This window comes from Acinetobacter sp. NPDC052428 (assembly GCF_044547685.1).
In the GTDB taxonomy this organism is placed as follows: domain Bacteria; phylum Pseudomonadota; class Gammaproteobacteria; order Pseudomonadales; family Moraxellaceae; genus Acinetobacter; species Acinetobacter lwoffii_G.
In genome coordinates this window covers 43,457-66,199 of sequence record NZ_JBIUAT010000002.1, presented here as the reverse complement: position 1 = coordinate 66,199, position 22,743 = coordinate 43,457, and the positions used below count along the sequence as shown (strand labels likewise).

At 46.3% G+C, this 22,743-nt stretch carries 21 protein-coding genes and 1 riboswitch; of the genes, 14 read left to right on the top strand and 7 right to left on the bottom strand.

The genetic code is table 11. From position 1 onward, the window contains the following. The first annotated feature begins 27 nt into the window (after positions 1 to 27). The 7 genes from ACIG3F_RS02055 to ACIG3F_RS02025 all read left to right on the top strand — a co-directional run bounded on the left by ACIG3F_RS02055 (position 28) and on the right by ACIG3F_RS02025 (position 6,784). Positions 28 to 1,059: a hypothetical protein gene (locus tag ACIG3F_RS02055; protein WP_396469163.1), complete on the top strand. Its 1,032-nt coding sequence runs from the start codon at positions 28 to 30 to the stop codon at positions 1,057 to 1,059. 108 nt (positions 1,060 to 1,167) lie between these two features. Further along, a riboswitch (TPP riboswitch) is annotated at positions 1,168 to 1,300 on the top strand. An 88-nt stretch (positions 1,301 to 1,388) separates the two neighbouring features. Then, positions 1,389 to 3,284 carry a phosphomethylpyrimidine synthase ThiC gene (gene thiC / locus ACIG3F_RS02050; protein ID WP_396469161.1) on the top strand — a complete coding sequence of 632 codons (1,896 nt, stop codon included), beginning with the start codon at positions 1,389 to 1,391 and terminating at the stop codon, positions 3,282 to 3,284. Between the two features lie 76 nt (positions 3,285 to 3,360). After that, positions 3,361 to 3,996, top strand: a complete 636-nt coding sequence (locus ACIG3F_RS02045; RefSeq protein ID WP_396469159.1) for an NUDIX domain-containing protein — start codon at positions 3,361 to 3,363, stop codon at positions 3,994 to 3,996. Then, the gene (locus tag ACIG3F_RS02040) at positions 3,993 to 4,805 is read left to right on the top strand and encodes a metallophosphoesterase (RefSeq protein ID WP_004281073.1); all 813 of its coding nucleotides are present in this window, start codon (positions 3,993 to 3,995) and stop codon (positions 4,803 to 4,805) included. The genes ACIG3F_RS02045 and ACIG3F_RS02040 overlap by 4 nt, the downstream gene beginning before the upstream one ends. A 210-nt stretch (positions 4,806 to 5,015) precedes the next feature. Then, positions 5,016 to 5,543: an RNA polymerase-binding protein DksA gene (gene dksA / locus ACIG3F_RS02035; RefSeq protein ID WP_004281072.1), complete on the top strand. Its 528-nt coding sequence runs from the start codon at positions 5,016 to 5,018 to the stop codon at positions 5,541 to 5,543. A gap of 2 nt (positions 5,544 to 5,545) precedes the next feature. After that, on the top strand, positions 5,546 to 6,466 hold the full coding sequence (gene gluQRS, locus ACIG3F_RS02030) for a tRNA glutamyl-Q(34) synthetase GluQRS (protein ID WP_004281071.1): 921 nt from the start codon (positions 5,546 to 5,548) through the stop codon (positions 6,464 to 6,466). Between the two features lie 57 nt (positions 6,467 to 6,523). Continuing rightward, entirely contained in the window at positions 6,524 to 6,784 is a 261-nt protein-coding gene (locus ACIG3F_RS02025) for a zinc ribbon domain-containing protein (protein WP_004281070.1), read from the top strand. On the opposite strand, the gene ftsW is transcribed toward ACIG3F_RS02025, so the two are convergent. From ftsW to ACIG3F_RS02000, 5 genes are all read right to left on the bottom strand, one after another. Then, positions 6,773 to 7,969 carry a putative lipid II flippase FtsW gene (ftsW, locus tag ACIG3F_RS02020; protein ID WP_004281069.1) on the bottom strand — a complete coding sequence of 399 codons (1,197 nt, stop codon included), beginning with the start codon at positions 7,967 to 7,969 and terminating at the stop codon, positions 6,773 to 6,775. The two genes, ACIG3F_RS02025 and ftsW, sit on opposite strands and share 12 nt — an antisense overlap. 20 nt (positions 7,970 to 7,989) lie before the next feature. Then, on the bottom strand, positions 7,990 to 9,336 hold the full coding sequence (gene murD, locus ACIG3F_RS02015; RefSeq protein WP_396469155.1) for a UDP-N-acetylmuramoyl-L-alanine--D-glutamate ligase: 1,347 nt from the start codon (positions 9,334 to 9,336) through the stop codon (positions 7,990 to 7,992). A gap of 162 nt (positions 9,337 to 9,498) precedes the next feature. Then, the gene (locus ACIG3F_RS02010; RefSeq protein WP_253172710.1) at positions 9,499 to 9,750 is read right to left on the bottom strand and encodes a DUF6587 family protein; all 252 of its coding nucleotides are present in this window, start codon (positions 9,748 to 9,750) and stop codon (positions 9,499 to 9,501) included. Positions 9,751 to 9,809: 59 nt separating this feature from the next. Beyond that, a complete protein-coding gene (locus tag ACIG3F_RS02005) occupies positions 9,810 to 11,666 on the bottom strand; it encodes a ferrous iron transporter B (protein WP_396469153.1) in 1,857 nt (618 codons plus the stop codon). Beyond that, on the bottom strand, positions 11,663 to 11,923 hold the full coding sequence (locus tag ACIG3F_RS02000) for a FeoA family protein (protein WP_004281065.1): 261 nt from the start codon (positions 11,921 to 11,923) through the stop codon (positions 11,663 to 11,665). The genes ACIG3F_RS02005 and ACIG3F_RS02000 overlap by 4 nt, the downstream gene beginning before the upstream one ends. A gap of 174 nt (positions 11,924 to 12,097) precedes the next feature. On the opposite strand from ACIG3F_RS02000, the gene xerD reads away from it, so the two are divergent. The 4 genes from xerD (at position 12,098) to thrC (ending at position 16,555) form a co-directional block, all read left to right on the top strand. After that, complete coding sequence (gene xerD / locus ACIG3F_RS01995) at positions 12,098 to 13,015, top strand: site-specific tyrosine recombinase XerD (protein WP_005101476.1); 918 nt, start codon at positions 12,098 to 12,100, stop codon at positions 13,013 to 13,015. Positions 13,016 to 13,114: 99 nt separating this feature from the next. Further along, positions 13,115 to 13,924 (top strand): DsbC family protein, encoded by an 810-nt coding sequence (locus ACIG3F_RS01990; protein WP_396469150.1) that lies wholly within the window; start codon positions 13,115 to 13,117, stop codon positions 13,922 to 13,924. A gap of 127 nt (positions 13,925 to 14,051) precedes the next feature. After that, the gene (locus ACIG3F_RS01985) at positions 14,052 to 15,359 is read left to right on the top strand and encodes a homoserine dehydrogenase (protein ID WP_005263945.1); all 1,308 of its coding nucleotides are present in this window, start codon (positions 14,052 to 14,054) and stop codon (positions 15,357 to 15,359) included. A gap of 56 nt (positions 15,360 to 15,415) precedes the next feature. Continuing rightward, on the top strand, positions 15,416 to 16,555 hold the full coding sequence (gene thrC, locus ACIG3F_RS01980) for a threonine synthase (protein ID WP_005248423.1): 1,140 nt from the start codon (positions 15,416 to 15,418) through the stop codon (positions 16,553 to 16,555). 59 nt (positions 16,556 to 16,614) lie between these two features. On the opposite strand, the gene ACIG3F_RS01975 is transcribed toward thrC, so the two are convergent. Then, positions 16,615 to 17,676 (bottom strand): serine hydrolase, encoded by a 1,062-nt coding sequence (locus ACIG3F_RS01975; RefSeq protein ID WP_396469147.1) that lies wholly within the window; start codon positions 17,674 to 17,676, stop codon positions 16,615 to 16,617. A 219-nt stretch (positions 17,677 to 17,895) separates the two neighbouring features. Here ACIG3F_RS01975 and ACIG3F_RS01970 point away from each other — a divergent pair, with 219 nt between their 5' ends. Genes ACIG3F_RS01970 through ACIG3F_RS01960 form a run of 3 tightly spaced genes read left to right on the top strand, consistent with a single transcriptional unit; the run spans position 17,896 to position 21,558 of the window. Continuing rightward, positions 17,896 to 18,531 (top strand): response regulator, encoded by a 636-nt coding sequence (locus ACIG3F_RS01970; protein ID WP_004281059.1) that lies wholly within the window; start codon positions 17,896 to 17,898, stop codon positions 18,529 to 18,531. A gap of 22 nt (positions 18,532 to 18,553) precedes the next feature. After that, on the top strand, positions 18,554 to 20,119 hold the full coding sequence (locus ACIG3F_RS01965) for a PAS domain-containing sensor histidine kinase (protein WP_004732491.1): 1,566 nt from the start codon (positions 18,554 to 18,556) through the stop codon (positions 20,117 to 20,119). Positions 20,120 to 20,133: 14 nt separating this feature from the next. Then, positions 20,134 to 21,558, top strand: a complete 1,425-nt coding sequence (locus tag ACIG3F_RS01960; RefSeq protein WP_005248426.1) for a sigma-54 dependent transcriptional regulator — start codon at positions 20,134 to 20,136, stop codon at positions 21,556 to 21,558. Here ACIG3F_RS01960 and ACIG3F_RS01955 read toward each other — a convergent pair whose 3' ends face one another. Continuing rightward, positions 21,559 to 22,731, bottom strand: a complete 1,173-nt coding sequence (locus ACIG3F_RS01955) for a S41 family peptidase (RefSeq protein WP_184412821.1) — start codon at positions 22,729 to 22,731, stop codon at positions 21,559 to 21,561. Positions 22,732 to 22,743: the final 12 nt, after the last annotated feature.

Here is a 22,743-nt window from a genome sequence, read left to right as displayed (position 1 = left end):
TATACAGAGTCCTGAAGCACAGTGTTAATGCCATTCCCGTCGATATTCAAAGCCTGTTTCATTGCCGGCAGTTTGCTGTTTCTGGGAGGCTGTCAGCAGCCCTCAGAATCACAGCTCCAGATTGAACAGCCTGAAGCGAGTCAAGCCCAAAGTCCAGTCAATGACTTCAGCCTCATGTGCCAGAATATTGAAAAAAATATGTCCCAGATTAATGACCAGCGTACGACTTTTGCGCTGGAACAGATTAATCAGGATCTTAAAGTGTGCCTGCCCTTAATGGAACTGGCCGAGCAGAAAAATCTGATGCTGCGCTCTACCGAAATGTATCAGCGCTTTTTGGCTGTGGACCGTACCGAATTTCAGCAACGCGCCTTTGAGCAGTATGCACTGGAAATGGCCCAGCATCCGACCATTCAGCATGCGCATTTTCAACAGCTTACCTCACGTGACCAGTATCTGTTAAAACACAAGGGGCAGGCTTATGTAGAACTCCTGGATCTGGGAGATGGCACTTTACATTATCGCCGCAGTCCGGAATATCTGGCGCGTATTTTTGCTCCTTATTTACCGGCCGCTGAAAAAGCCTTTATTGAAAATCTGGCGGAACAGAATATGGAACCAGTACTGGTGGAAAAACGCCTGCAGATTGAAGCCGCTGATATTGCAGCCCGCAGCCTGCTTTGGGAAGATTATCTCAAGACTTATCCGAATAGCAGTTATAAACGCGATGCTGAATATCTGCTGAAGCAATATACCTATTTCCTGTTTAGAGGTACCGAGCAATCACCGGTGTCTGAAGATTATCGCGACCGTTATGCGGTCGATACCAGTCATCTGGAAACTATTATTGAACTGTCGAGCGGTCAGAAATCAACACTATCCACACAGGCACGCTTATTTCTGGAATTTCTGGACATGACTCCGGAACAGCGCCAGCAAGCCTTGCCTGCCGATTATAGAAACCGCTCGGAAGCAGAACAGATTCTGTACTATGCCCAGATCAGTCCACCCTCACAAAAATATGATAAAGACTGTTTTACCGATGCCATCTGTATCTAGTTGGGATCAGTTTCACCTTCAATCAGTAGGACCATGTCTAAATCAATCCTCGCTTAAAGTTGAGCGATTTAGACCTGTTTATTCTGCCTAAACTGAGCTAAGCTTTAGCCTCGCTTGACGGAGCGCGAGTAATGCCTCGCTGAGATCATGTGATTCCTTTTATCGTTATCAGGAATTGAGCATGAGTACCGTTGAACCTGATCAGGTTAATACCTGCGTAGGAATCAAGCCAGCTAAAAACCCAGCCCTTGCTTTATCTGTTCAGGATAAATCTGCCTACGTTTTTGGTCGTGCTTGATTCGTTGATGTCATTCATAAGGATCATAGCCATGAACCAGTTAACGAATCTTTCTTCTGAAACTACTCTCTCCGCTCATGAACAGGAAGCACGCGATTTAATGCGAATTCTGCCTGCCTCACGTAAAGTCTATCTGCAAGGCTCCCGTCCTGATATTCAGGTACCGATGCGGGAGATTTCCTTAAGTGAAACCCCGACCAGTCTGGGCGGTGAACATAATCCGCCATTAATGGTCTATGACACGTCTGGTGTTTATACTGACCCCGATGTGACGATTGACCTGAACAAAGGTCTGCCGAATATTCGTGAAAGCTGGATTGAGCAGCGCAACGATAGTGAAATTCTGGATCAGCTCAGTTCTGAATTTGGCCGCCAGCGTTTACGCGATATCCGTACCGCTGCGATCCGTTTCGCGCATATTCAAAAACCACGCAAAGCCAAATGCGGCCGCAACATCACCCAGATGCATTATGCCAAGCAAGGCATTATCACACCGGAAATGGAATACATTGCCATTCGTGAAAACCTGCGTCAACTCGATGGTGTCGATATGCGCCAGCATCCGGGCCAGAATTTTGGTGCAAAAAACCTGACTGAAATTACGCCAGAATTTGTGCGTCAGGAAGTCGCCGCCGGCCGCGCGATTATTCCGGCCAATATCAATCATCCGGAACTGGAACCGATGATCATCGGGCGTAATTTTCTGGTCAAAATCAATGCCAATATTGGTAATTCTGCACTCGGTTCAAGTATCGAAGAAGAAGTCTCGAAAATGACCTGGGCGACACGTTGGGGCGCAGATACGATTATGGACCTCTCGACCGGCCAGAATATTCATGAAACCCGTGAATGGATTATCCGCAACTCTCCTGTACCAATTGGAACCGTACCGATCTATCAGGCACTGGAAAAAGTCAATGGTGTGGCCGAAGACCTGACCTGGGAGATCTTTAAAGACACCCTGATTGAACAGGCTGAACAAGGTGTGGACTATTTCACCATTCATGCCGGCGTGCTTTTAAGATATGTACCGCTGACTGCCAACCGTTTGACCGGTATCGTATCGCGTGGCGGTTCGATCATGGCGCAGTGGTGTCTGGCACATCATCAGGAAAACTTCTTGTATACCCATTTCGATGAAATCTGCGAGATCATGAAAGCTTATGACGTATCGTTTAGTCTCGGCGATGGCCTACGTCCGGGCTGTGTGCAGGATGCCAATGACGAAGCGCAATTTGCCGAACTTCGAACTTTGGGCGAACTGACCCACCGTGCCTGGGAGCATGATGTTCAGGTGATGATTGAAGGCCCGGGCCATGTCCCGATGCATATGATCAAGGAAAATATGGATCTGCAACTGGAAGTCTGTAAAGAAGCACCCTTTTATACCTTGGGGCCACTCACCACCGATATCGCACCGGGTTATGACCATATTACTTCGGCAATAGGAGCCGCGATGATTGGCTGGTACGGCACCGCAATGCTGTGTTATGTGACGCCGAAAGAGCATCTCGGTTTACCCAATAAAAAGGATGTCAAAGACGGCATTATTACCTACAAGATTGCCGCACATGCAGCCGATCTGGCCAAAGGTCATCCGGGTGCGCAAGCCCGGGATAATGCCCTGTCCAAGGCGCGTTTTGAGTTCCGCTGGGAAGACCAGTTTAACTTGAGTCTGGATCCGGACACGGCGCGCAGCATGCATGATGAAACCATGCCGAAAGCCGCGCATAAATCCGCGCACTTTTGTTCCATGTGCGGACCAAAGTTCTGTTCAATGAAGATTAGCCAGAATGTTCGTGATTATGCCAGTCAACAGGCCAATCCTGATCAGCCGGCAAGCTCTCAGGCCGAAATTGAAGCCGGCATGAATCAGATGAAAGCCAGCTTCCACAACTCTGGTCAAAATTTATACCACAAACTATAAAACTGTAAAAAAAACAGTTGTCTTCAAAAAAAACTCAGATAGGATGAAAATAAATCAATTCATTCTATCTGAGCATATGAATATTATTAAACAGGCCTCTTATAATAAAAAAGACTTTCGCGTAGAGGCACGTGAGTTCTTGTACCAGGGATTTATTCAGGTAGAAAAAGTCAGCCTGAAACATCGTTTATTTAATCAGGAAAGCTCAACCCCTATTTTGCAACGTGAGCTGATTCATCGGCCAGAAGCAGCGGGTGTGCTGATGTACAATCATCAACAGCAGAAATTCGGCCTGATCGAACAGTTCCGGATTGGCGGACTGGATGATATCGACTCTCCTTGGCAACTCGAAGTAATTGCTGGCGTTCTGGATGGCGATGAAGCGCCTGAAACATGCATCCGTCGCGAAGCACTCGAAGAATCAGGCTGTACCCTGGATGAGCTGCAGCACATTTTCAGCTTCTATCCGTCCGCCGGGGCATGTTCCGAATTATTTCATTTATATGTGGCGCAGACCGAATTGCCTGAACAGGGCGGTATTTTTGGCATGCCGGATGAAGGTGAAAATATCCAGCTGCATATTCTGGATTATGCTGATATTCCGTCCTTGCTCAGGAATGGTCGCTTAAGAAATGCACCTGTCATTATGGCCTTGCAATGGTTGCAACAACATATTCATACTGCAGGAATATGTCTAAGGGGAAAGACATGAGTTTTCAGCAGTCAAGCATAAACACACAGCCAGATTGGACCATTATCCAGATTTCTGATACCCATTTGATGGATCGGGAAGAGCTGGAATTTGCCCGGATGAATCCCGAGCAGAGTTTTCACGAGGTGATGCAGCAGATCCAACAGCGCTTTCCCCAAATGGATGCACTGATTCATACTGGTGATCTGGCACAGGTGCCGGTCGAGCAGACTTATCAACGCTATTTAGCATTTGTCCAGTCTTTAAACGTGCCGTATTATCAGATTCCAGGTAACCATGACGATTCTCGGGTGTTCCCTTTTCACCAGCATGCGAATCAGGTACATGCCATTCATTTTGGCACCTGGACCATGATCCTGTTAAATAGTGCCGTTCAAGGCAAGATCGATGGCTGGGTGGAACAGGCTCAACTCGATCAATTGGACCAATTATTGCTTGAATTTAAGCATCAGCATGTCATTGTCGCTTGCCATCATCATCCTTTTGCGATGAAATCGTACTGGATTGATCAGCACCGGCTGAAAAATGCTGAAGATTTAAAAGATGTACTGGCTCGGCATCATAATATCAAGCTGGTTCTGTTTGGTCATGTGCATCAGGATTCCTGCAACGAATGGCATGGCATCTACTTTTTATCCACGCCATCGACCAGTGTGCAGTTTAAACCTAAAAGTGAAGATTTCGCGCTAGATCAGGCGGCACCAGGTTATCGTGTATTACATTTGCAACAAAATGGTGAGTTTGATACCTATATTGAACGGGTGGCATTGAGCCAGCAAAATATTAATACCGAAATTTCAGGTTATTAACTTTTCAATTTGTTTTTTTTGCATTACTTTATTGCAACCAAAGGAAATGTGATATGCATAGTCCAGACATCAAAGACTATCAATAAGCATAAAAAGTCTATATGATGACGGCCCCCATAGGAGGATAATCTTTCTACAGGGTGGATAAAAAACTGCATATCACCATATTTTTTGCGTAGCAATCATACGCATAGATGAGGAATGCCCTAAATGGCGAATGACAACCAAAATCAAGTCTTAGACAATCAAACTGATGTTGTAGAAGAGAAAGCTGCAAAGCGCGTACGCAAATCTAAGCCTAAAACGACTGACGGTGGTTCTACTGCTAGCTTATTTGGTATTGAACCTTATCAACCTAAAAAAAATGAAGAATACATGTCTGAAGGTCAGCTTCAGCATTTCCGCCAAATCTTGCTGGCTTGGAAAGCTGAGTTGATGTCAGAAGTGGATCGTACCCTGAATACGATGCAAGACGAAAATACTGCTCTTCCAGATGTGAATGACCGTGCGACTCAGGAAGAAGAGTTTGCGATTGAGTTACGTACCCGTGACCGTGAACGTAAACTGATTCGTAAAATCGAACAGTCGATCGAAGCAATCCAGAATGATGACTATGGTTTCTGTGAAACTTGTGGTATCGAGATTGGCTTGCGTCGTTTAGAAGCACGTCCAACGGCTACTTTATGTATTGACTGCAAAACCCTTGCAGAGATCAAAGAGAAGCAAAATAACGGTTAAGTATGTCTGTAAATAATCCTCCCCTAACCCCTCCTTTAAAAAAGGAGGGGGACAACAGGATGGCTTATGTGGGCCGGTTCGCGCCATCGCCAACCGGCCCTTTGCATTTTGGCTCCCTCATTACCGCAGTTGCCAGTTACTGCGATGCCAAAGCCAATCAAGGCACATGGCTGGTCCGGATTGAAGACACCGATATTCCCCGCATTTATCCCGGCAGCGAAGAGCATATCCTGCGTGCCATGGATGCCTTTCAGCTTGAACCTGATGCCGAAATCATTTTCCAGAAAGACCGTTTAGATATTTACGAAGACGTCATCCAGCAATTACGTCAGCAAGACCTAGTCTATGCCTGTCAATGTACCCGTAAAATGCTCGGTTCCAACCATATCTATCAGGATACCTGCCGCAACTTGGGTCTGGCTTTTGAGCATCAGGCCATCCGTTTAAAAGTTGAAGATGTTGAAATCTGTTTTGAAGACCGGCTGCAAGGTCAGCACTGTTCAGAACTGAAAAAAGATCTGGGCGATTTTGTCTTAAAACGTCGTGACGGCATTATGAATTACCAGCTGGCTGTAGTAGTCGATGACTATCTGCAAGGTATGACTCATGCGGTACGTGGAGCTGATCTTTTAGATAATACCGAACGGCAAATCTATCTGGGACAGTTACTCGGTTATCCGCGTCTGAGCTATATGCATCTACCGCTGGCAATGAATGATCAGGGGCAAAAACTGTCAAAACAGAATCTGGCCCAAGCACTGGATTTAACTCAGGCACCCCAATTATTAAAACAGGCACTTCAGGCTTTGCATCAGGCTGAAGTTGATTTGGACACTCCCGATCGGATGCTGCAACAGGCGGTAGTACAATGGGACATTGAGCGGATTCCACATACAACTGAGCTACAAGGTCACTATTTATAAAAACAGCTTTTCACTTAAGCTAGACTTCTAGAATGAAAAATTGATAGGAAGAAGAGTATGTTTTTTATTTTTGGCGTCGGCCCTAAAACCAAAACCATTGAGAAAAGCCAGTTTCTGTGTCCGGTCTGCCGTACCCGTTCGGGCTATGAGCTAAAACAGCAGCGTAATTATTTTTCTTTATTTTTTATACCCTTGATTCCACTTTCCAAGCCTAAATCTGCTTTTGTGACCTGTTCCAATTGTGGAACCGCAATGCCGAGCACGGTACTGGACCATGCTCAGCCAGAGCCAGGACGAAACTCCAATCTAGAAGCTTGATTCTTCGCGGCTTGGATTGACCTGACGCGTGGTCGAATCAATTTTCAGAATCAGACTGATCATGACCGCACAGATAATCAGGGATGAACCGCCATAACTAATAAATGGCAAGGTCAAACCCTTGGTCGGCAACATGCCCATATTCATACCGGCATTCACCAGAATCTGTAACAGGAAAATGATACTGATGCCATAAGCCAGATAGCCGGCACGCAAATATTGATGCTGCAAGGCGCGGTGTCCAATGCGGATACAGCAAACCAGCATGGTGAAGGACAAGATCAGGATGGTTGAAATGCCTAAAAAGCCAAATTCTTCACCCAAAATTGCCAGCATGAAATCGGTATGCGCCTCAGGCAAATAAGACATTTTCTGGATACTATGCCCCAAGCCTACCCCTGCCCATTCCCCACGGCCAAAGGCCATAAGGGCATTAGAGAGCTGATAACCGGTGCCTAAGGGATCTTCCCAAGGATTCGAAAAAGACAGCAGACGTTGCAGACGATACGGTTCCAACAGAATCGCGGCAGCAAATGCGCCGACCAAGGTCATAAAAGCCACACCGAACTGAATCCACGGCGCACCCGCCAGAAAGAACACGCCAAGCATGGTTAAGGTAATTACCACGGTTGCACCCAAGTCAGGCTCGAGAATAATCAAACCGACGGTAGCACCCATGATGGCACTTAAACGGACCAGACCCTTGATATTATTCCGTACTTCTTCCGCACGGCGCACCACGTAGTCTGCAGTAAAAATTGCCATCATCACTTTGGCGACTTCCGAAGCCTGTAAGGTAAAGCCTGCGATCCGAATCCAGCGTTTGGAACCATTGACTTCCGTCCCGACAAATAGCACGGCCACCAAAAGTACGATGGTAATAATCCACAAAAAGAAAGTGTTATTAAACCAGACTTTTAAGGGGATTTTATAAGCCAGAAAAGCTGCTACGGCAGCGACAAAAATCGAAATCCCATGTCGGCTAATATAGTGAAACGGATTTTCATGCATACGTTCTGCATAGGGCATCGAGGCCGATGCCACCATGATCGAACCAATGCAGAGCAAAGCCAACACACAGAAAATCAATACATTCCGTGGATTCACTTCAGCAGGTATTCTAGGTATCCACTGCGTATAAAATTGATTTAATTTATTGATCGTAGTCTGAGCAAACCCAGCCATATCACGAATCCTTGTTATTCTTAATTGAGTTCATTCACATACGCAACAAACTTGCGACCACGCTCAGGATAACCCGAGAACATATCAAAACTTGCGCATGCAGGAGACAATAGCACGACATCATGTGCCTGAGTGTGCTTTTGGCAGATTTCTACTGCCTGCTGCAAGCTGTCCGCATGAATCAGTTCAGTCGTACCCGCAATCGCTGCTTCAATGACGGGACGATCTTCACCGATTAATACCGCTACTTTGGCATATTTGCTTAATGATTCACGCAAGGCTTTAAAGTCCTGCCCTTTGCCCTGACCACCGAGAATAATCGCGACCTTCCCGCCTTGGGCTTCAATGGCCATGCCGAGACCGTCCAGTGCTGCCAAGGTTGCGCCGATATTGGTACCTTTGGAGTCGTTATAATAACGTACGCCTTGCACTTCTTTAACGAATTCACAGCGATGTTCCAGACCTTTAAAGGTCTTTAAGGTATTCAACATGCTTTCCAGTGGCAGGCCAATCGCTTCACCCAGCGCCAGACAGGCTAAGGCATTGGCAACATTATGCGTGCCCTGCATATACATCTCGGTACTTTTCAGCAGACGCTCACGACCACGCGCCAGCCAGATGCTGCCATCCGTATCCTTGAGAATACCGTACTGGTTCATATCTGGCGCATTCAGGCCGAAGCTTTGCATCGGTGTTACGTCTGGTACCAACGGACGGGTCAAAGAGTCATCACGGTTATAGACGACTTTTTTCACACCCTGGAAAATCCGGTGTTTCGCCGTGTGATAACCCATCATATCGCCATGACGATCGAGATGATCTTCACTCATGTTCAAGACAACAGCGACTTCAGCCGCCAAATTTGAGGTGGTTTCCAGCTGAAAACTGGACAGCTCGAGTATATAAAGCTCAGGATCGTCTTTGGTGAGGTCTAGCGCAGGACGGCCTAAGTTACCACCGACAGCGACTTTTTTACCTGCATCTGCTGCCATTAAACCAATCAAGGTCGTCACGGTACTTTTGGCATTAGAACCGGTAATCGCCACAATAGGCTTATCCGTAGCACGGCGTAAAATCTGGATTTCACTGACTACCGGAATACCCGTGTTAATCGCTGCCTGAATCTCAGGAAGTTTAGGATCAAGCCCCGGGCTGATCACGATTTCTTCTGCAGACAGCAATAGCTCTGCATCAAACTGACCGAAACTGGTCTGAACCTCAGCCGGAATCTGGTCATGTCCTGGCGGGTTAGCTCTAGAATCTGTTACTGCAACGCGGTAGCCCTGACTATGCAAGAAATTGACTGCTGCAACACCTGATATTCCGAGTCCTGCAACGACTTTTAACCCACCACGTTGTATTAACATTTTCGCCCCATATTTTGGTCTATTTTGAAACTGACGAAATGGTAGCACTTTGCTGTTTTGAATGCCTTTTCTGATTGGCCTTTCTGCACATTTTTTTTGTGTCCATGCGTAAAAAAGCCGTCATGATCATGACGGTTTTTAAAATTCAGCCAGAAAAAGAAATTATTTCCATTTCACCGCTTGTTGGGCTGGCTTTTCCTCTACACTTTTTTCTGAAACTGGGCAGGCACAGTTGCCACCACAGCCTGCAGCCATACCCGGTTGCAGCCATTTGGCCAGACGCTGCCAGCCCTTAGCTGCACAGGCATCAGACAGCTTCTGGAAGACTGAGTTAGAGGTGTTCGGAAACACCTTTTTAAAGACAACCAGCATGCTCCAAAGCACCAGTGCTGTCACAATTAGAATTTCAATCATCTCAATCTCCCATACATATACAATGCAGCAAACTCAATTGGCCAAGGCCAAGCTGAGATTTAGCCCAAATAATATGAAGCAATTTGATAAGTCAGGAATGACATGAAATATGCCAGACCAAACAGGTAAATCGTCATGATACTGACAGTTTTCCAGGAACCCGTTTCACGTTTAACCGTTGCCAGGGTCGCCAGACAATGCGGTGCATAAATAAACCACACCAGCAAAGACAAACCTGTCGCCACTGACCAGCCCAGATCACCTCCACCGCTGATCAGCGCAGCCAGACCTTCAGACATCGCATCTTCATCAACTGCCGACATCGCATAGACTGTGCCCAGTGCTGCAACGACCACTTCACGCGCTGCCATCGCCGGAATCAGGGCAATACAGATCTGCCAGTTAAAACCGAGGGGTGCAAAGATCGGCTGCATCAGATGACCGAGCATCCCTGCCAATGAATAATCAATGGCCGGCAAGGTTGCGCCTTCTGGCGGCTGCGGGAAAGTACACAGGAACCACAGCACAATCGATAAGGCGAAGATGATGCCACCGACACGTTTCAAGAAGATTTTGCCGCGATCCAGCAAGCCGATCCAGACGTTCTTCAGATCCGGAAAACGATAGCTTGGCAGTTCCATCAGCAGCATGTGCTGTGATTTATCTTTGTGGAAGAATTTCAACACAAAAGATACTACCAAGGCACTCACGATACCCGCCATATACAGACCAAAAAGCACCAGACCTTGCAGATTCAGGAAACCCCAGACCGTTTGTGATGGTATAAATGCTGCAATCAGCAAGGCATAAACTGGCAAGCGCGCCGAACAGGTCATTAAGGGTGCAACAAAAATCGTGGTTAAACGATCTCGCGGATCACTAATGGTCCGCGATGCCATGATGCCAGGAATGGCACAGGCAAAGCTGGACAATAACGGAATAAAGGCACGTCCTGACAAGCCTGCTTTAAACATCAGCTTATCTAATAGAAAAGCAGCACGCGGTAAATAACCCGATTCTTCCAGTACCAGAATAAAGAAGAACAGAATCAGAATTTGTGGCAGGAACACCACCACGCCACCGGCACCGGCAATAATCCCATCCACCACCAGGCTATTCAGTAAGGGATGCGAAATATATTCGCCGAGGAACTCACCCAGCCAGCCGAAGAAGGTTTCAATCCCATCCATAAATGGCGCAGCCCAGGCAAATACCGCCTGGAAAATCACGAACATCATCACGGCCAGACTAATTAAGCCCAATACCGGATGCAGAAAAATCTTGTCAAGAAAATCGGTACGTTTATCTTCCTGATCGACGAAATTGACGACGTCATTCAGAATATTTTCCACACGCTGGTGACTGTCACCTTTCAGGCCACTGAGTTCGGTCTGTGGTACAGAATACTTGCCTTGATCTAGCGCATTTTTCAGGTTTTCAATGCCTGAACTGCGCACAGCCACCGTTTCTACCACAGGTACGCCCAGTCGCTCAGACAGCTTCTGGGTATTGATCTGCATGCCACGACGGCGTGCTTCATCCATCATGTTCAGCACGACCAGCACTGGACGACCCAGCGCAATCATTTCCAGCACCAGACCCAAATGCAATTTCAGATTGGTGGCATCTACCACACACAAAAATGCATCCTGCTCCTGCTCTTCCGCAATTTTACCTTGTACGACGTTGCGGGTAATTTCTTCATCCGGACTGGTGGCATCCAGACTATAAGTCCCCGGCAAATCCAGTACCCGTACCGCTTTGCCTGAAGCAAGCTGAAACGTACCGACTTTACGTTCAACCGTCACACCCGCATAGTTACCGACTTTTTGGCGCGTTCCGGTTAAATGGTTGAATAATGAAGTTTTACCGCAGTTAGGGTTACCGACAAGGGCAATACGTAATGTATCACTCATGCCGACACCGCCTGTTCGATTTCAATTTTGGCTGCTTCTGATTTACGCAAAGCAAAACGTGTGAATCCAACTTGAATCAAAATGGGATCTCCACCAAAAATACCTTTAGTAATGACCTGTACCTTTGTACCTGGTACAAAGCCTAAAGTTTCCAAACGACTCGCGACGACATCGTGTAGAGCACTTTCACCATCAGTTGTTCGACTCACTTTTCGAATGATGGCAATTTGTTTTGCTTTTAAATCAGACAAACGCACCGTGAAATTCCTAAACTATTTTGTACAGTATACAAACAAATGAGAATAATTAACAAATAAGATTAATTACATTTCGATTTAGCCTTATACCACATCGACACTGTCATAAAATTAAACTACAGTGGAGAATACCAATCCCGATTATCGCTTTTTCAGATCAGATCCTTTCACCCTATGCTGAATAAAAAACCCCGTATTCCTGCCCCTGTCCAGATTCCTGATGCGTTCAGTTATTTACAGGGTTTTCGTGATTATCTGATTGCGCAAACGGTCAGCCCGCATACCCGCAATGCCTATTTGTCCGATCTGGTGCAATGTGCAGAATGCCTGAGCAAGCCTCTACCGGAATGGAATCATGATGATATTTCTGATGTACTGATTGCGCTGACCAAACAGCAAAAAAGTCCACGTTCGATTGCCCGCTGCCTATCTGCCTTGCGCTCATTTTATAAATTTCTGCGTGAGCAGAAACTTCGTAGTGACAATCCGGTGGCTGCACATAAAACCCCGAAACTGGGCCGGGCCTTACCCAAAGATCTCTCCGAAGCTGATGTCGAAGCCCTGATTCATGCCCCTAATATCAACACGGCATTAGGACTGCGTGATCGAGCCATGTTCGAAGTGCTGTATGCCTGCGGACTCCGGGTGACCGAACTGATTAACTTACGTCTGGAACTGATCAACTTAAAACAGGGGTATTTACGTATCGTCGGTAAGGGCAATAAAGAACGCCTGGTTCCGATGGGACAAATGGCTTGTGAATGGGTAGAAAAATATCTGAACGAAGCCCGTCCGCAACTGTATAAGACTTCGACCGATTATCTGTTTCTGACCCAGCATGGCGGCATCATGAGCCGGCAGAATTTCTGGTATGCGATTAAGCGTTATGCGCTGCAGGCCGGCATTCAGTCCGAACTGTCACCGCATACCTTACGTCATGCCTTTGCGACACATTTACTCAATCATGGCGCAGACTTACGCGTAGTGCAGATGTTGCTCGGGCATAGTGATCTGTCTACCACCCAGATTTATACCCATGTGGCACAGGTACGGATGCAACAGCTGCATGCCACCCATCATCCACGTGCTTAAAACATATCCGGATGGAATAAACTGAGAAGTTTGACGTGTGGGTATTTTTTTTTGTTATGCTAATACTCTGTTTTTAATCCAAGAAGAAAAGGGTTTTTTATGACATTTGCCCGCTCAAAAATTTTTATGGCTTGCACACTTGCTGCTGGTTTGGGTCTGACTGCGTGTTCCAATTCCACTAACAACGATAAAAAGCAAGAGTTGACTGCAAGCGCACCGGCGACGGGCGAAGCCTCTACCCTGACAGAACGTAATGCAGAACAGCGTCTGGCGTCTACGTTGGAAAAGCATTTCAAAACTGCTGGCATCAGTGCCAAAATTACCGACATTAAAGCCACTGAAGTTCCAAACCTGTACTGGGTGAGTCTGGAAGGCATGTCTGCGGTCTATGTCACCAGTGACGGTAAATACCTGATTCAGGGCGATGTGATCCGTCTCGGCGACAAACAGCTACACAATGTCAGCGAAAACCTGCAGGCAGGCATCAACAATAAACTCTTTGCTGAACTCAAGCCAGCAGACTTGCTGGTCTATCCAGCTAAAGGCAAAGCCAAGCATGTGGTCTATGTGTTTACCGATGTCAGTTGTCCGTATTGCCATAAATTCCATGAGCAAATGGATGAGATGAATGCCAAAGGCATTGAAGTGCGTTATATCGCCTGGCCGCGTGGTGAACAGCATATGCCGGCCATGGAAGCGATCTGGTGCAGTGCTGACCGCCGTAGTGCCTTTGACCAGGCGATTTCAGGCGCACAGATTAGTGCAGAGAAGTGTGAAAATCCTGTTCAAGATCAATATCAAATGGGTCTGAAGATGGGCGTGAATGGTACCCCTGCCATTTATAATTCAGCAGGTACTTATCTGGGTGGTTACCTGTCTACATCGGAATTATTGAATCGGCTTAAATAACTCATTTTAATACGTTATTTAACTTTAATTTATAGATAAAGATATTCTGAAAATGACCCTAGAGTCAGGCGGTTTTTTTAGCTATGATCTAGGTTCTTGTAAAAAACTGTTTAATTTGGAGTGTGACGTGAAACCAGTTCGTCTGGCAATCCTCGGTCTTGGTACTGTAGGTGGTGGTGCCTTGAAACTATTAAAAGAAAATGCTGCTGAGATCAAACGTCGCACCGGTCGTGAAATTGAAATTACCCATGTAGGCACCCGTCGTCCACGTCCTGATCTGGATCTGCCAGAATCGGTCAAACAAAGTGCTGATTTGATGGACATCGTGCGTCAACCTGATGTAGACGTGGTGGTTGAAGTCATGGGCGGAATTCATCCTGCCTATGAAGTCATCATGGAAGCCATGAAACATGGCAAACATATTGTAACCGCCAACAAAGCACTCTTGGCTGAACACGGTAATGAACTGTTTAAAGCGGCTGAAGACAATGCCGTGCAAATTGCCTATGAAGCCGCAGTGGCTGGTGGCATTCCAATTATTAAAGTGATCCGTGAAGGTTTGGCAGCCAACAAGATTGAATGGCTGGCCGGTATTATTAACGGCACAGGTAACTTCATTCTTAGTGAAATGCGTGAAAAAGGCCGCGCTTTTGAAGATGTGCTGAAAGAAGCGCAAGAACTGGGTTATGCCGAAGCCGATCCGACCTTTGACGTGGAAGGCATTGACGCAGCACACAAGCTGACGATTCTGGCCTCATGTGCCTTTGGTATTCCACTTCAGTTTGACAAAGTCTTTACTGAAGGCATTGGCAAAGTCACGGCACAAGATGTGAAATATGCCGAAGACCTCGGTTTCCGGATTAAACATCTGGGCATTGCACGCCGTACTGATGCCGGGATTGAACTCCGTGTACACCCGACCCTGATTCCAGATGACCAGCTAATTGCCAATGTCAATGGTGTGAAAAATGCGGTTCTGGTACAAGCCAATGCGGTTGGCCCAACACTGTACTATGGTGCTGGCGCGGGTGCTGGACCAACAGCTTCTGCGGTGGTTGCCGATGTCGTCGATATTGTCCGCGACATCATTTACACAGAAGACGGTGCAGGCACCATTCCACAACTGGCTTTCGAAGCGCTCAGTGATTTACCGATCTTGAGTCGTGAACAAATGACTACCGGCTATTACATCCGTATTAATGCCGAAGATCAGATGGGCGTGCTTGCCGATGTCACCACGATTTTAAGCCGTGCCGGCATTAGTATTGATGCGATCATGCAGCAACCGCGTTTATCCAAAGACCTTATTCCTATCGTGATTCTGACTGATCCAGTCAAGGAATCAAAAATGGATGCAGCGCTTTCACAAATTCAAGCATTACCCGTCATTCATGGCGAAATTGTACGAATTCGTTTAGAATCGCTTGATAATTAATCGGGTTGAGGGGAGGATTCCCCTTGCCAAGCTCTACACACAATTGGAACATCATCATGTCGAATGCCAATCGTTATACTGGTTTAGTTGACCGCTATCGCGACCGTTTACCAGTGTCTGCAACTACTCGTGCGATCTCTTTGGGTGAAGGTAATACTCCACTGATCAAGCTTGAGAATATTCCACGCATTATTGGTAAAGATGTTGAAATTTATGTGAAGTACGAGGGCTTAAACCCGACTGGTTCATTTAAAGACCGCGGTATGACTATGGCGGTGACCAAAGCCGTTGAAGAAGGCTCTAAAGCCATCATCTGCGCATCTACTGGTAACACCTCTGCGGCGGCGGCTGCATATGCTGCGCGTGCCGGCATCAAAGCATTCGTACTCATCCCGGAAGGCAAAATTGCCATGGGTAAAATGGCTCAAGCGATGATGTATGGTGCGATCACCATGCAAATTCGCGGTAACTTCGATGACGGTATGCGTCTGGTCAAAGAAGTTGCCGATCAGGCACCGGTAACGATTGTAAACTCAATCAACCCCTACCGCCTGCAAGGTCAAAAAACCATTGCTTACGAGATCGTTGAAGCTTTAGGTCGTGCACCGGATTATCACTGCCTGCCAGTCGGTAACGCGGGTAACATCACTGCGCACTGGATGGGTTATACCGAAGCGGTTGCCAACCAGTCGAAAGAAGAATTTGAGCAAGTCGTTTACGATGCTGAAACTGATGCTTTCACTGGTCCTAAACCGGCAGGCTTGCCAATCATGGCAGGTTATCAAGCGTCTGGTGCTGCACCTTTCCTTCGTGGCGGTCCAGTAGAAAATCCGGAAACTGTTGCAACTGCGATTCGTATCGGCAATCCGCAAAGCTTCAATCATGCTAAAGCGGTTGTTCGTGATTCAAACGGCTGGTTTGATGAACTGACTGATGCGGAGATTCTTGAAGCTCAACGTCTGCTTTCTATGTATGAAGGTGTATTCGTAGAGCCTGCGTCTGCTGCGTCTGTCGGCGGCGCGATCCGTGACATTAAAGCGGGTAAAATTGCTGAAGGTTCAGTGATCGTATGTACCGTAACGGGTAACGGTCTGAAAGATCCAGACACTGCCATCAAGCAATGTGCTGATGCTGTGATGCTGTCGATTGATGCGACCATGACTCAAGTTAAAGACTCTATTCTGTCGAATATGTAATTTCGGCCAGAATTAAAAAAACCCTGCAAGTGCAGGGTTTTTTTTTATGAACCAATCAATTAGATTCGTTTAGGTTGCTGGCTAACCCAACTCATTAAACGGGTCGCATCATTGGTACGCGCCTGTGAGCTGTTTGCACCTAAAAGTACCACTGCCACAGGACGGTTATTCAGAGTGGTGTGCATCACCACACAGCGCCCTGCTTCATTAATAAAACCGGTTTTAGAAATATTGATATTCCAGCCGCCATTACGTACCAAGGCATTGGTATTATTAGATTTCAATACACGATAACCCAAGTTAAAGTCATAGCTTGGCGTGGTCGAGAACTGACGAATCAGGCCGTATTGAGAGGCAGTATTCACCAAAATCCCTAAGTCACGAGCTGATGCCACGTTGCCCGGATGCAAACCTGTCGACTCCATGAAGTGGGTAGAATTCATGCCGAGCTCTTTGGCTTTGGCATTCATTTTGGCAATAAATGCTGATCGACCACCCGGATAGGTTCGTGCCAAAGCGGCAGCAGCCGGGTTCTCGGACTTCATCAGAGCAAATAATAAAGCTTCAGCACGGTTCATGCTGTCTCCTGCTCTTAGCGTCGAGCTTGAGCTTTTACAACCTGAACAGGAAAAATCAGCCTGTTGCAGGGTGATTTTTTCCGACATATTCAGACGTGCATCAGAAATCACCACCGCTGTCATCAGCTTAGTAATCGATGCAATCGGATAGGCAGTATTGGTATTTTTGCTAAACAGCACTTCACCGGTTTGTGCATCCATGACCAGTGCAGCCCGTGCATTGACAGAAGGTTGATTACTAAAATGATTCGTATCAATAATCTGTGGCGCAGTATAAGCAGGTTTGGCTGCTGTTGGCGCTGCTGTGCCGGCCTGACGCAAAGTGGTAGTCACTGTGGCTGAACCGGGTGGCGACGGCTCATTGGCAGAGGCATTAAAATCATCGCTCATTAACTGGTTAACTTCTTCAGAAGACCAACTAATGCTGGAACCGCCCTCTGCCGTGCTAGAATTCATAATGATTTCAGCAAAACTTGTCGTGCTCATGCTGATTAACACGGACAGGCCGAGTAGATGCCTTAAAGACTTGTTTATTTTCTTCACTATTCCTTCACTCAACTAACAGAGGTAAGATTGATTTGCGTATTACCTCTAATATGCCTTACATTTAAACACAATGCCGAACATTTTTTGTTCTTGACACTGTGTGATAAGTTTCAGATTTAATCTTGCGAATAGGATTGCTAATTTTGTACTTTCATTGCAAGCTTATTTTGCTTTATGTAACAAAAAAATGATTTTTTTAACAGAGGGAGAGCGTAGGTGATCACAGTTTTAGTTGTGGACGACCATGAATTAGTTCGTACTGGAATTTGCAGAATGCTAGAAGACCATGCGGAGGTTCAGGTAATTGGACAAGCTGAATCTGGTGAAGAAGCGATCTCTCTAGTTCGTCAACATCATCCTGATGTAGTTTTGTTAGATGTGAATATGCCGGGCATTGGTGGCGTAGAAACCACGCGCCGTCTACTTCAGAGTGCGCCGGAAACCAAAGTTTTGGCGGTTAGCGGTTTAGCAGAAGAGCCTTATCCGTCCCTGTTATTGAAAGCCGGTGCCAAAGGTTATATCACCAAAGGGGCCCCGATTTCGGAAATGGTCCGTGCGATTAACAAAGTCATGCAAGGCGGCAAATATTTCAGTGCAGACATTGCGGAACAGTTAGCAAGCTCTTACCTTTCTGATACACAACAATCGCCTTTTGATGCATTGTCAGAGCGTGAAATGCAAGTCGCGATGATGGTCGTGAATTGTATCAGCGCCCAGGAAATTGCCGACAAGCTCTTTGTGAGTGTTAAAACCGTGAATACTTATCGTTACCGTATTTTTGAAAAACTGAATATCGATAGCGATGTTAAACTGACTCATCTGGCCATGCGCTATGGACTCATTAAACCTTAGCTTTTAACGATTTCCGGTGCATATGGCACAACAAAAAAACTATGCTGAACTGAATCAATACCATCTCGGTATCTGGTACAGCGCTTATCGTCTGCTGATCAGCACCGGTTTGTTGCTGATTTTTATGCTGACCTACCCCGAACTCACCACCGATTATCAATACCCGCAGCTGTATTATTATGCACTGGGAATCGGGGTTGCGATCAATACCGTACAGCTGTTTGTGCTGAAATGGATCAGACGCCTGATCCAGCCGCAGCTGATTATGATTTTCTTTAGCGATGTCTGCGTTTTAAGTTTGCTGACTTTGGCGAGCGACGGTCCTAATCTGCAAATTGGGCTGTTGTTTGTGATTACCATCTTTTCTGCATCTTTATTATTAGATGCAAAAAAGGCCTTGGTCGTCACCCTCATTGCAGTCATTAGTGTTATTTATCAGCATTTTATCGGCAGTATTTTTGCGTTTTCTTCACTCAGCAATATCAGTAATAGCGCCCTGCTGGCCTTTTTGTTTTTTGTGGTTTATGGCACTGGACAAATTGCCGTGCGCCGTTTTCAGATTCTGGAAAATTTGAATTTTTCTCAATCGCTGGAACTGCATCGCTTACAGAATATTAACCGCTATATTCTGGAACAGATTGAAACCGGTTATCTGGTTCTGGATGAAAACTATCATGTGGTACTCAGTAATCCTGCCGCCTGTAATCTTCTTGGAATTGAGTCCAAATACGGCCATGAGAAATTTACTTTATCTCAATCACAGCCAGATTTATTTGAACTGATCCATTTTGAAACGCTAGAAAATGGTGAGCGCTTTCAGTTTGAATCCCAGCAAAGTCGCTATAATATTCATGTGCAGGTGCAAAAACTGATTGTGCCGCATCAGACTCTAATGCTACTGGTGTTACAGGATGCCAAAAAACTGAATCAGCAGGTGCAGCAACTTAAACTTGCTGCACTGGGTCAACTCTCAGCCAGTATTGCCCATGAAATTCGTAACCCCTTGGCGGCCATTGTGCAGGCCAATGATTTGTATCTGGACTCAGAAACTGAACAGCAACAGCTACTCCAGCAGATGATTGGCCGACAGGCGACCCGGATTGACCGGATTATTCAGGACACGCTGAATATGGTCAAAAATAAAGAAACCCACCCGATACCGATTCATCTCAATGAATTTATCCCGTTATTTATCCAGGAAGATCTGGCCGATATTCGCGATCAGATTCAATTTAATATTGATATCCCGCTAGTGATTCAGTTTGATGAAGCACAATTCCGGCAAATCCTGATTAATCTGATTCGTAATGCCATTCGTCACAATTCAGCAGATGCAGCCTATATTCAGCTGAATGTGCATCCTTATGAACATCGGGTCTGGATTGATGTACGGGATTTTGGCTCTGGCGTAGCCGTACATGATCAAGCTCTATTGTTCAAACCCTTTTTTAGCACATCGATTAGTGGTACCGGATTAGGATTGTATTTATCACATAGTTTTTGCGAAGCAAATCAGGCACAATTAAACTATATACAACAAGAACAGGGCGCATGCTTTCGCATCAGCTGTCAACGTATTACGCTTTAAAGGGGTCAAGGAAGATGAATGGGGAACAACAACCACTGGTGCTTTTGGTGGATGATGAGGAAGATTTGTGTACCCTCATGCAAATGTCATTGCTGCGCATGGGAATTCGTACGCACATTGCCCACCGTTTGGAAGATGCTAAAAAATGCCTTGCCAATCATCAATATGATGCCTGTCTGACTGACCTAAACCTGCCCGATGGCAATGGTTTGGAGTTACTGGACTGGATTGGCAGCCTCTATCCGGCACTTCCGGTCGCAGTTCTGACCGCCTATGGCAACATGGAAATCGCCATTGCTGCGCTCAAAGCCGGGGCCTTTGATTTTGTCAGCAAACCGATCAATCAGAAACATCTGGAACAACTCTTACAAAAAGCCCTGAATAAACCGGTGGATTATTCGCATAATAATCCAAATGAAGCGCTTGAACATAAAATGCTGATTGGACAATCCCTGCCGATCCAGCAACTACGTATTACCTTACAAAAAATTGCCCGATCCCAAGCACCGGTTTTTATCACTGGTGAATCGGGAACAGGTAAGGAAGTCGTAGCCAATCTGGTCCATCGCCTGAGTAACCGCAATGAAGGTCCTTTTATTGCGATTAACTGTGGCGCCATTCCGACTGAATTGATGGAAAGCGAACTGTTTGGGCATAAAAAAGGCAGCTTTACCGGCGCTGCTCAGGACAAACAGGGCCTGATTCAATCTGCACATGGTGGCAGTCTGTTTCTGGATGAAATTGCAGAATTACCGCTTTCCATGCAGGTCAAACTGTTACGTGCCGTTCAGGAAAAACGTATTCGTCCACTCGGTTCAGATACCGAAATTGATGTGGATTTCCGCGTGATCAGTGCTACCCATCAGGATCTGGAAGCCTTGGTGCAACAAGGCAAATTCCGTCAGGATTTATATTTCCGTATTCATGTGATGGACCTGACTTTACCGCCACTACGTGAACGCGGCCAGGATATTCTGTTACTGGCTGAACACTTTATTCAGAAGATTTGCCAGGAATGGGGCATTCCCAATAAAAAACTGACCGAACGCAGCAAAGAGTTCTTATTGGGACAATATTACTCAGGTAATGTGCGTGAATTACGTAATATTATGGAACGCGCGATTACTTTAAGTGATGAAGAGCGAATTGATCTTCAGCATTTGCAGAGCGCACCGCTACGTCAGGCGCTAAACAGCCCTCAGGAGATGAATACGCTCACGAGCGAGATCATTGCCACCGAAACCCTGATTGCACCTAAAAAGCTGCCTGAAGAGGGTCTAGAGCTGTATTTGGAAAAGGTCGAAAAAGAAATTTTACTGAATGCGCTGAATCTGACCCATTGGAACCGGACACTGGCCGCAAAAAAACTCGGCATGTCGTTCCGTTCCCTGCGCTATCGCTTGAAAAAGTTCGGCCTGGATACCGAAGAAGACGAATAATTATTTTTGCAGGAGCAGCAAGTCTGTGACATGTTCCAGATAGCTCTCCTCACGCATTTCCTGCTTAAACGGATAGTTGAAATGCGGCTGCACGCCCCGCCCTTCAATCATCTGGCCACTCGGGCTAAAGTATTGCGATACTGTCATCTGTAGAGCCGAACCATTGCTTAAAGGAAAGAGTTTCTGTACTACGCCTTTGCCATAGCTCTTTTCTCCGACTACCCAGGCACGATTATGTTCTTTCAGGGCTGCAGTAAACACTTCTGCTGCAGAAGCCGAGCGGTTGTTAATCAGCACCCCAACTTTCAGATTCTGGAACTCAAAACTCGGTAAGGCCTGAAATTGCTGGTTACCTTCAGCACGGCTTTTGGTCGAGACAATCACGCCCTGATTCAAAAATAAATCGGCAGATTCAACTGCAGCCGAGAGTAAGCCACCGGGATTATTGCGTAAATCAAATAGCACGGCTTTTAAGCGCTTGTCGGCATAGCTTTCGATTAGACGTTTGATTTCATTGGCAGTATCTTGCTGAAAAACCTTGACCTGTAAAACCAGAACCTGATTATTGTGCAGGCTCGATTTAATTTCAGTATCCAGTTTGGTATTGCGGACCAGACGAACGGCCGGACTTTGCGGGGAAAGCTGGATCATGAGCGTTGAGCCAACTGCTCCGCTCAATAACTGCCGGACTTGTTCCTGATTCAGGCTACTTAAGACCTGATCGTCAATTTTATAAACCGTGACGCCATTTCGAAGTCCCTGCTTGGCTGAATCAGCATCGGCACTCAGTCCCTGAACCACCCATTGCTTCAACCGCGGGTCAAATTGCAGATCAAAATCAATGCTGGCCAGATCGCCTTCAGTGTATTCACGCAGCTGCTTATAATCTTCAGGCGACAAATAGCGGGAATAGCGGTCTAAGCCACTGACCAGACCCTGAATGGCCTGCTGGAATAAAGCATCGTCATTTTTATCTTGAATATAATTGTCTTTGACGATGCCATAAATTTGTACGAATTCCTGAATAGATGCCACAGGAATTTCAGAATAAACCTGCCCATCCATTTCCATATCATCGAATGCGGGCTCATTTGAACCCGCACCCCAGGCTGAATGACTCAAACACATCAGTAAGCATGGTATTACAACAGACTTCCAGCGTGTTCTTGTCATTCTTTGACCTTT

Coding starts and splice junctions, on each gene's coding strand:
- thrC (WP_005248423.1), top strand. CDS start 15,416: ATGTCGAATGCCAATCGTTATACTGGTTTAGTTGACCGCTATCGCGAC.
- ACIG3F_RS02040 (WP_004281073.1), top strand. CDS start 3,993: ATGAGTTTTCAGCAGTCAAGCATAAACACACAGCCAGATTGGACCATT.
- ACIG3F_RS02025 (WP_004281070.1), top strand. CDS start 6,524: ATGTTTTTTATTTTTGGCGTCGGCCCTAAAACCAAAACCATTGAGAAA.
- ACIG3F_RS02010 (WP_253172710.1), bottom strand. CDS start 9,750: ATGATTGAAATTCTAATTGTGACAGCACTGGTGCTTTGGAGCATGCTG.
- ACIG3F_RS01990 (WP_396469150.1), top strand. CDS start 13,115: ATGACATTTGCCCGCTCAAAAATTTTTATGGCTTGCACACTTGCTGCT.
- ACIG3F_RS02005 (WP_396469153.1), bottom strand. CDS start 11,666: ATGAGTGATACATTACGTATTGCCCTTGTCGGTAACCCTAACTGCGGT.
- murD (WP_396469155.1), bottom strand. CDS start 9,336: ATGTTAATACAACGTGGTGGGTTAAAAGTCGTTGCAGGACTCGGAATA.
- gluQRS (WP_004281071.1), top strand. CDS start 5,546: ATGTCTGTAAATAATCCTCCCCTAACCCCTCCTTTAAAAAAGGAGGGG.
- ACIG3F_RS02055 (WP_396469163.1), top strand. CDS start 28: ATGCCATTCCCGTCGATATTCAAAGCCTGTTTCATTGCCGGCAGTTTG.
- ACIG3F_RS01965 (WP_004732491.1), top strand. CDS start 18,554: ATGGCACAACAAAAAAACTATGCTGAACTGAATCAATACCATCTCGGT.
- ACIG3F_RS02045 (WP_396469159.1), top strand. CDS start 3,361: ATGAATATTATTAAACAGGCCTCTTATAATAAAAAAGACTTTCGCGTA.
- dksA (WP_004281072.1), top strand. CDS start 5,016: ATGGCGAATGACAACCAAAATCAAGTCTTAGACAATCAAACTGATGTT.
- ftsW (WP_004281069.1), bottom strand. CDS start 7,969: ATGGCTGGGTTTGCTCAGACTACGATCAATAAATTAAATCAATTTTAT.
- thiC (WP_396469161.1), top strand. CDS start 1,389: ATGAACCAGTTAACGAATCTTTCTTCTGAAACTACTCTCTCCGCTCAT.
- ACIG3F_RS01955 (WP_184412821.1), bottom strand. CDS start 22,731: ATGACAAGAACACGCTGGAAGTCTGTTGTAATACCATGCTTACTGATG.
- ACIG3F_RS01960 (WP_005248426.1), top strand. CDS start 20,134: ATGAATGGGGAACAACAACCACTGGTGCTTTTGGTGGATGATGAGGAA.
- xerD (WP_005101476.1), top strand. CDS start 12,098: ATGCTGAATAAAAAACCCCGTATTCCTGCCCCTGTCCAGATTCCTGAT.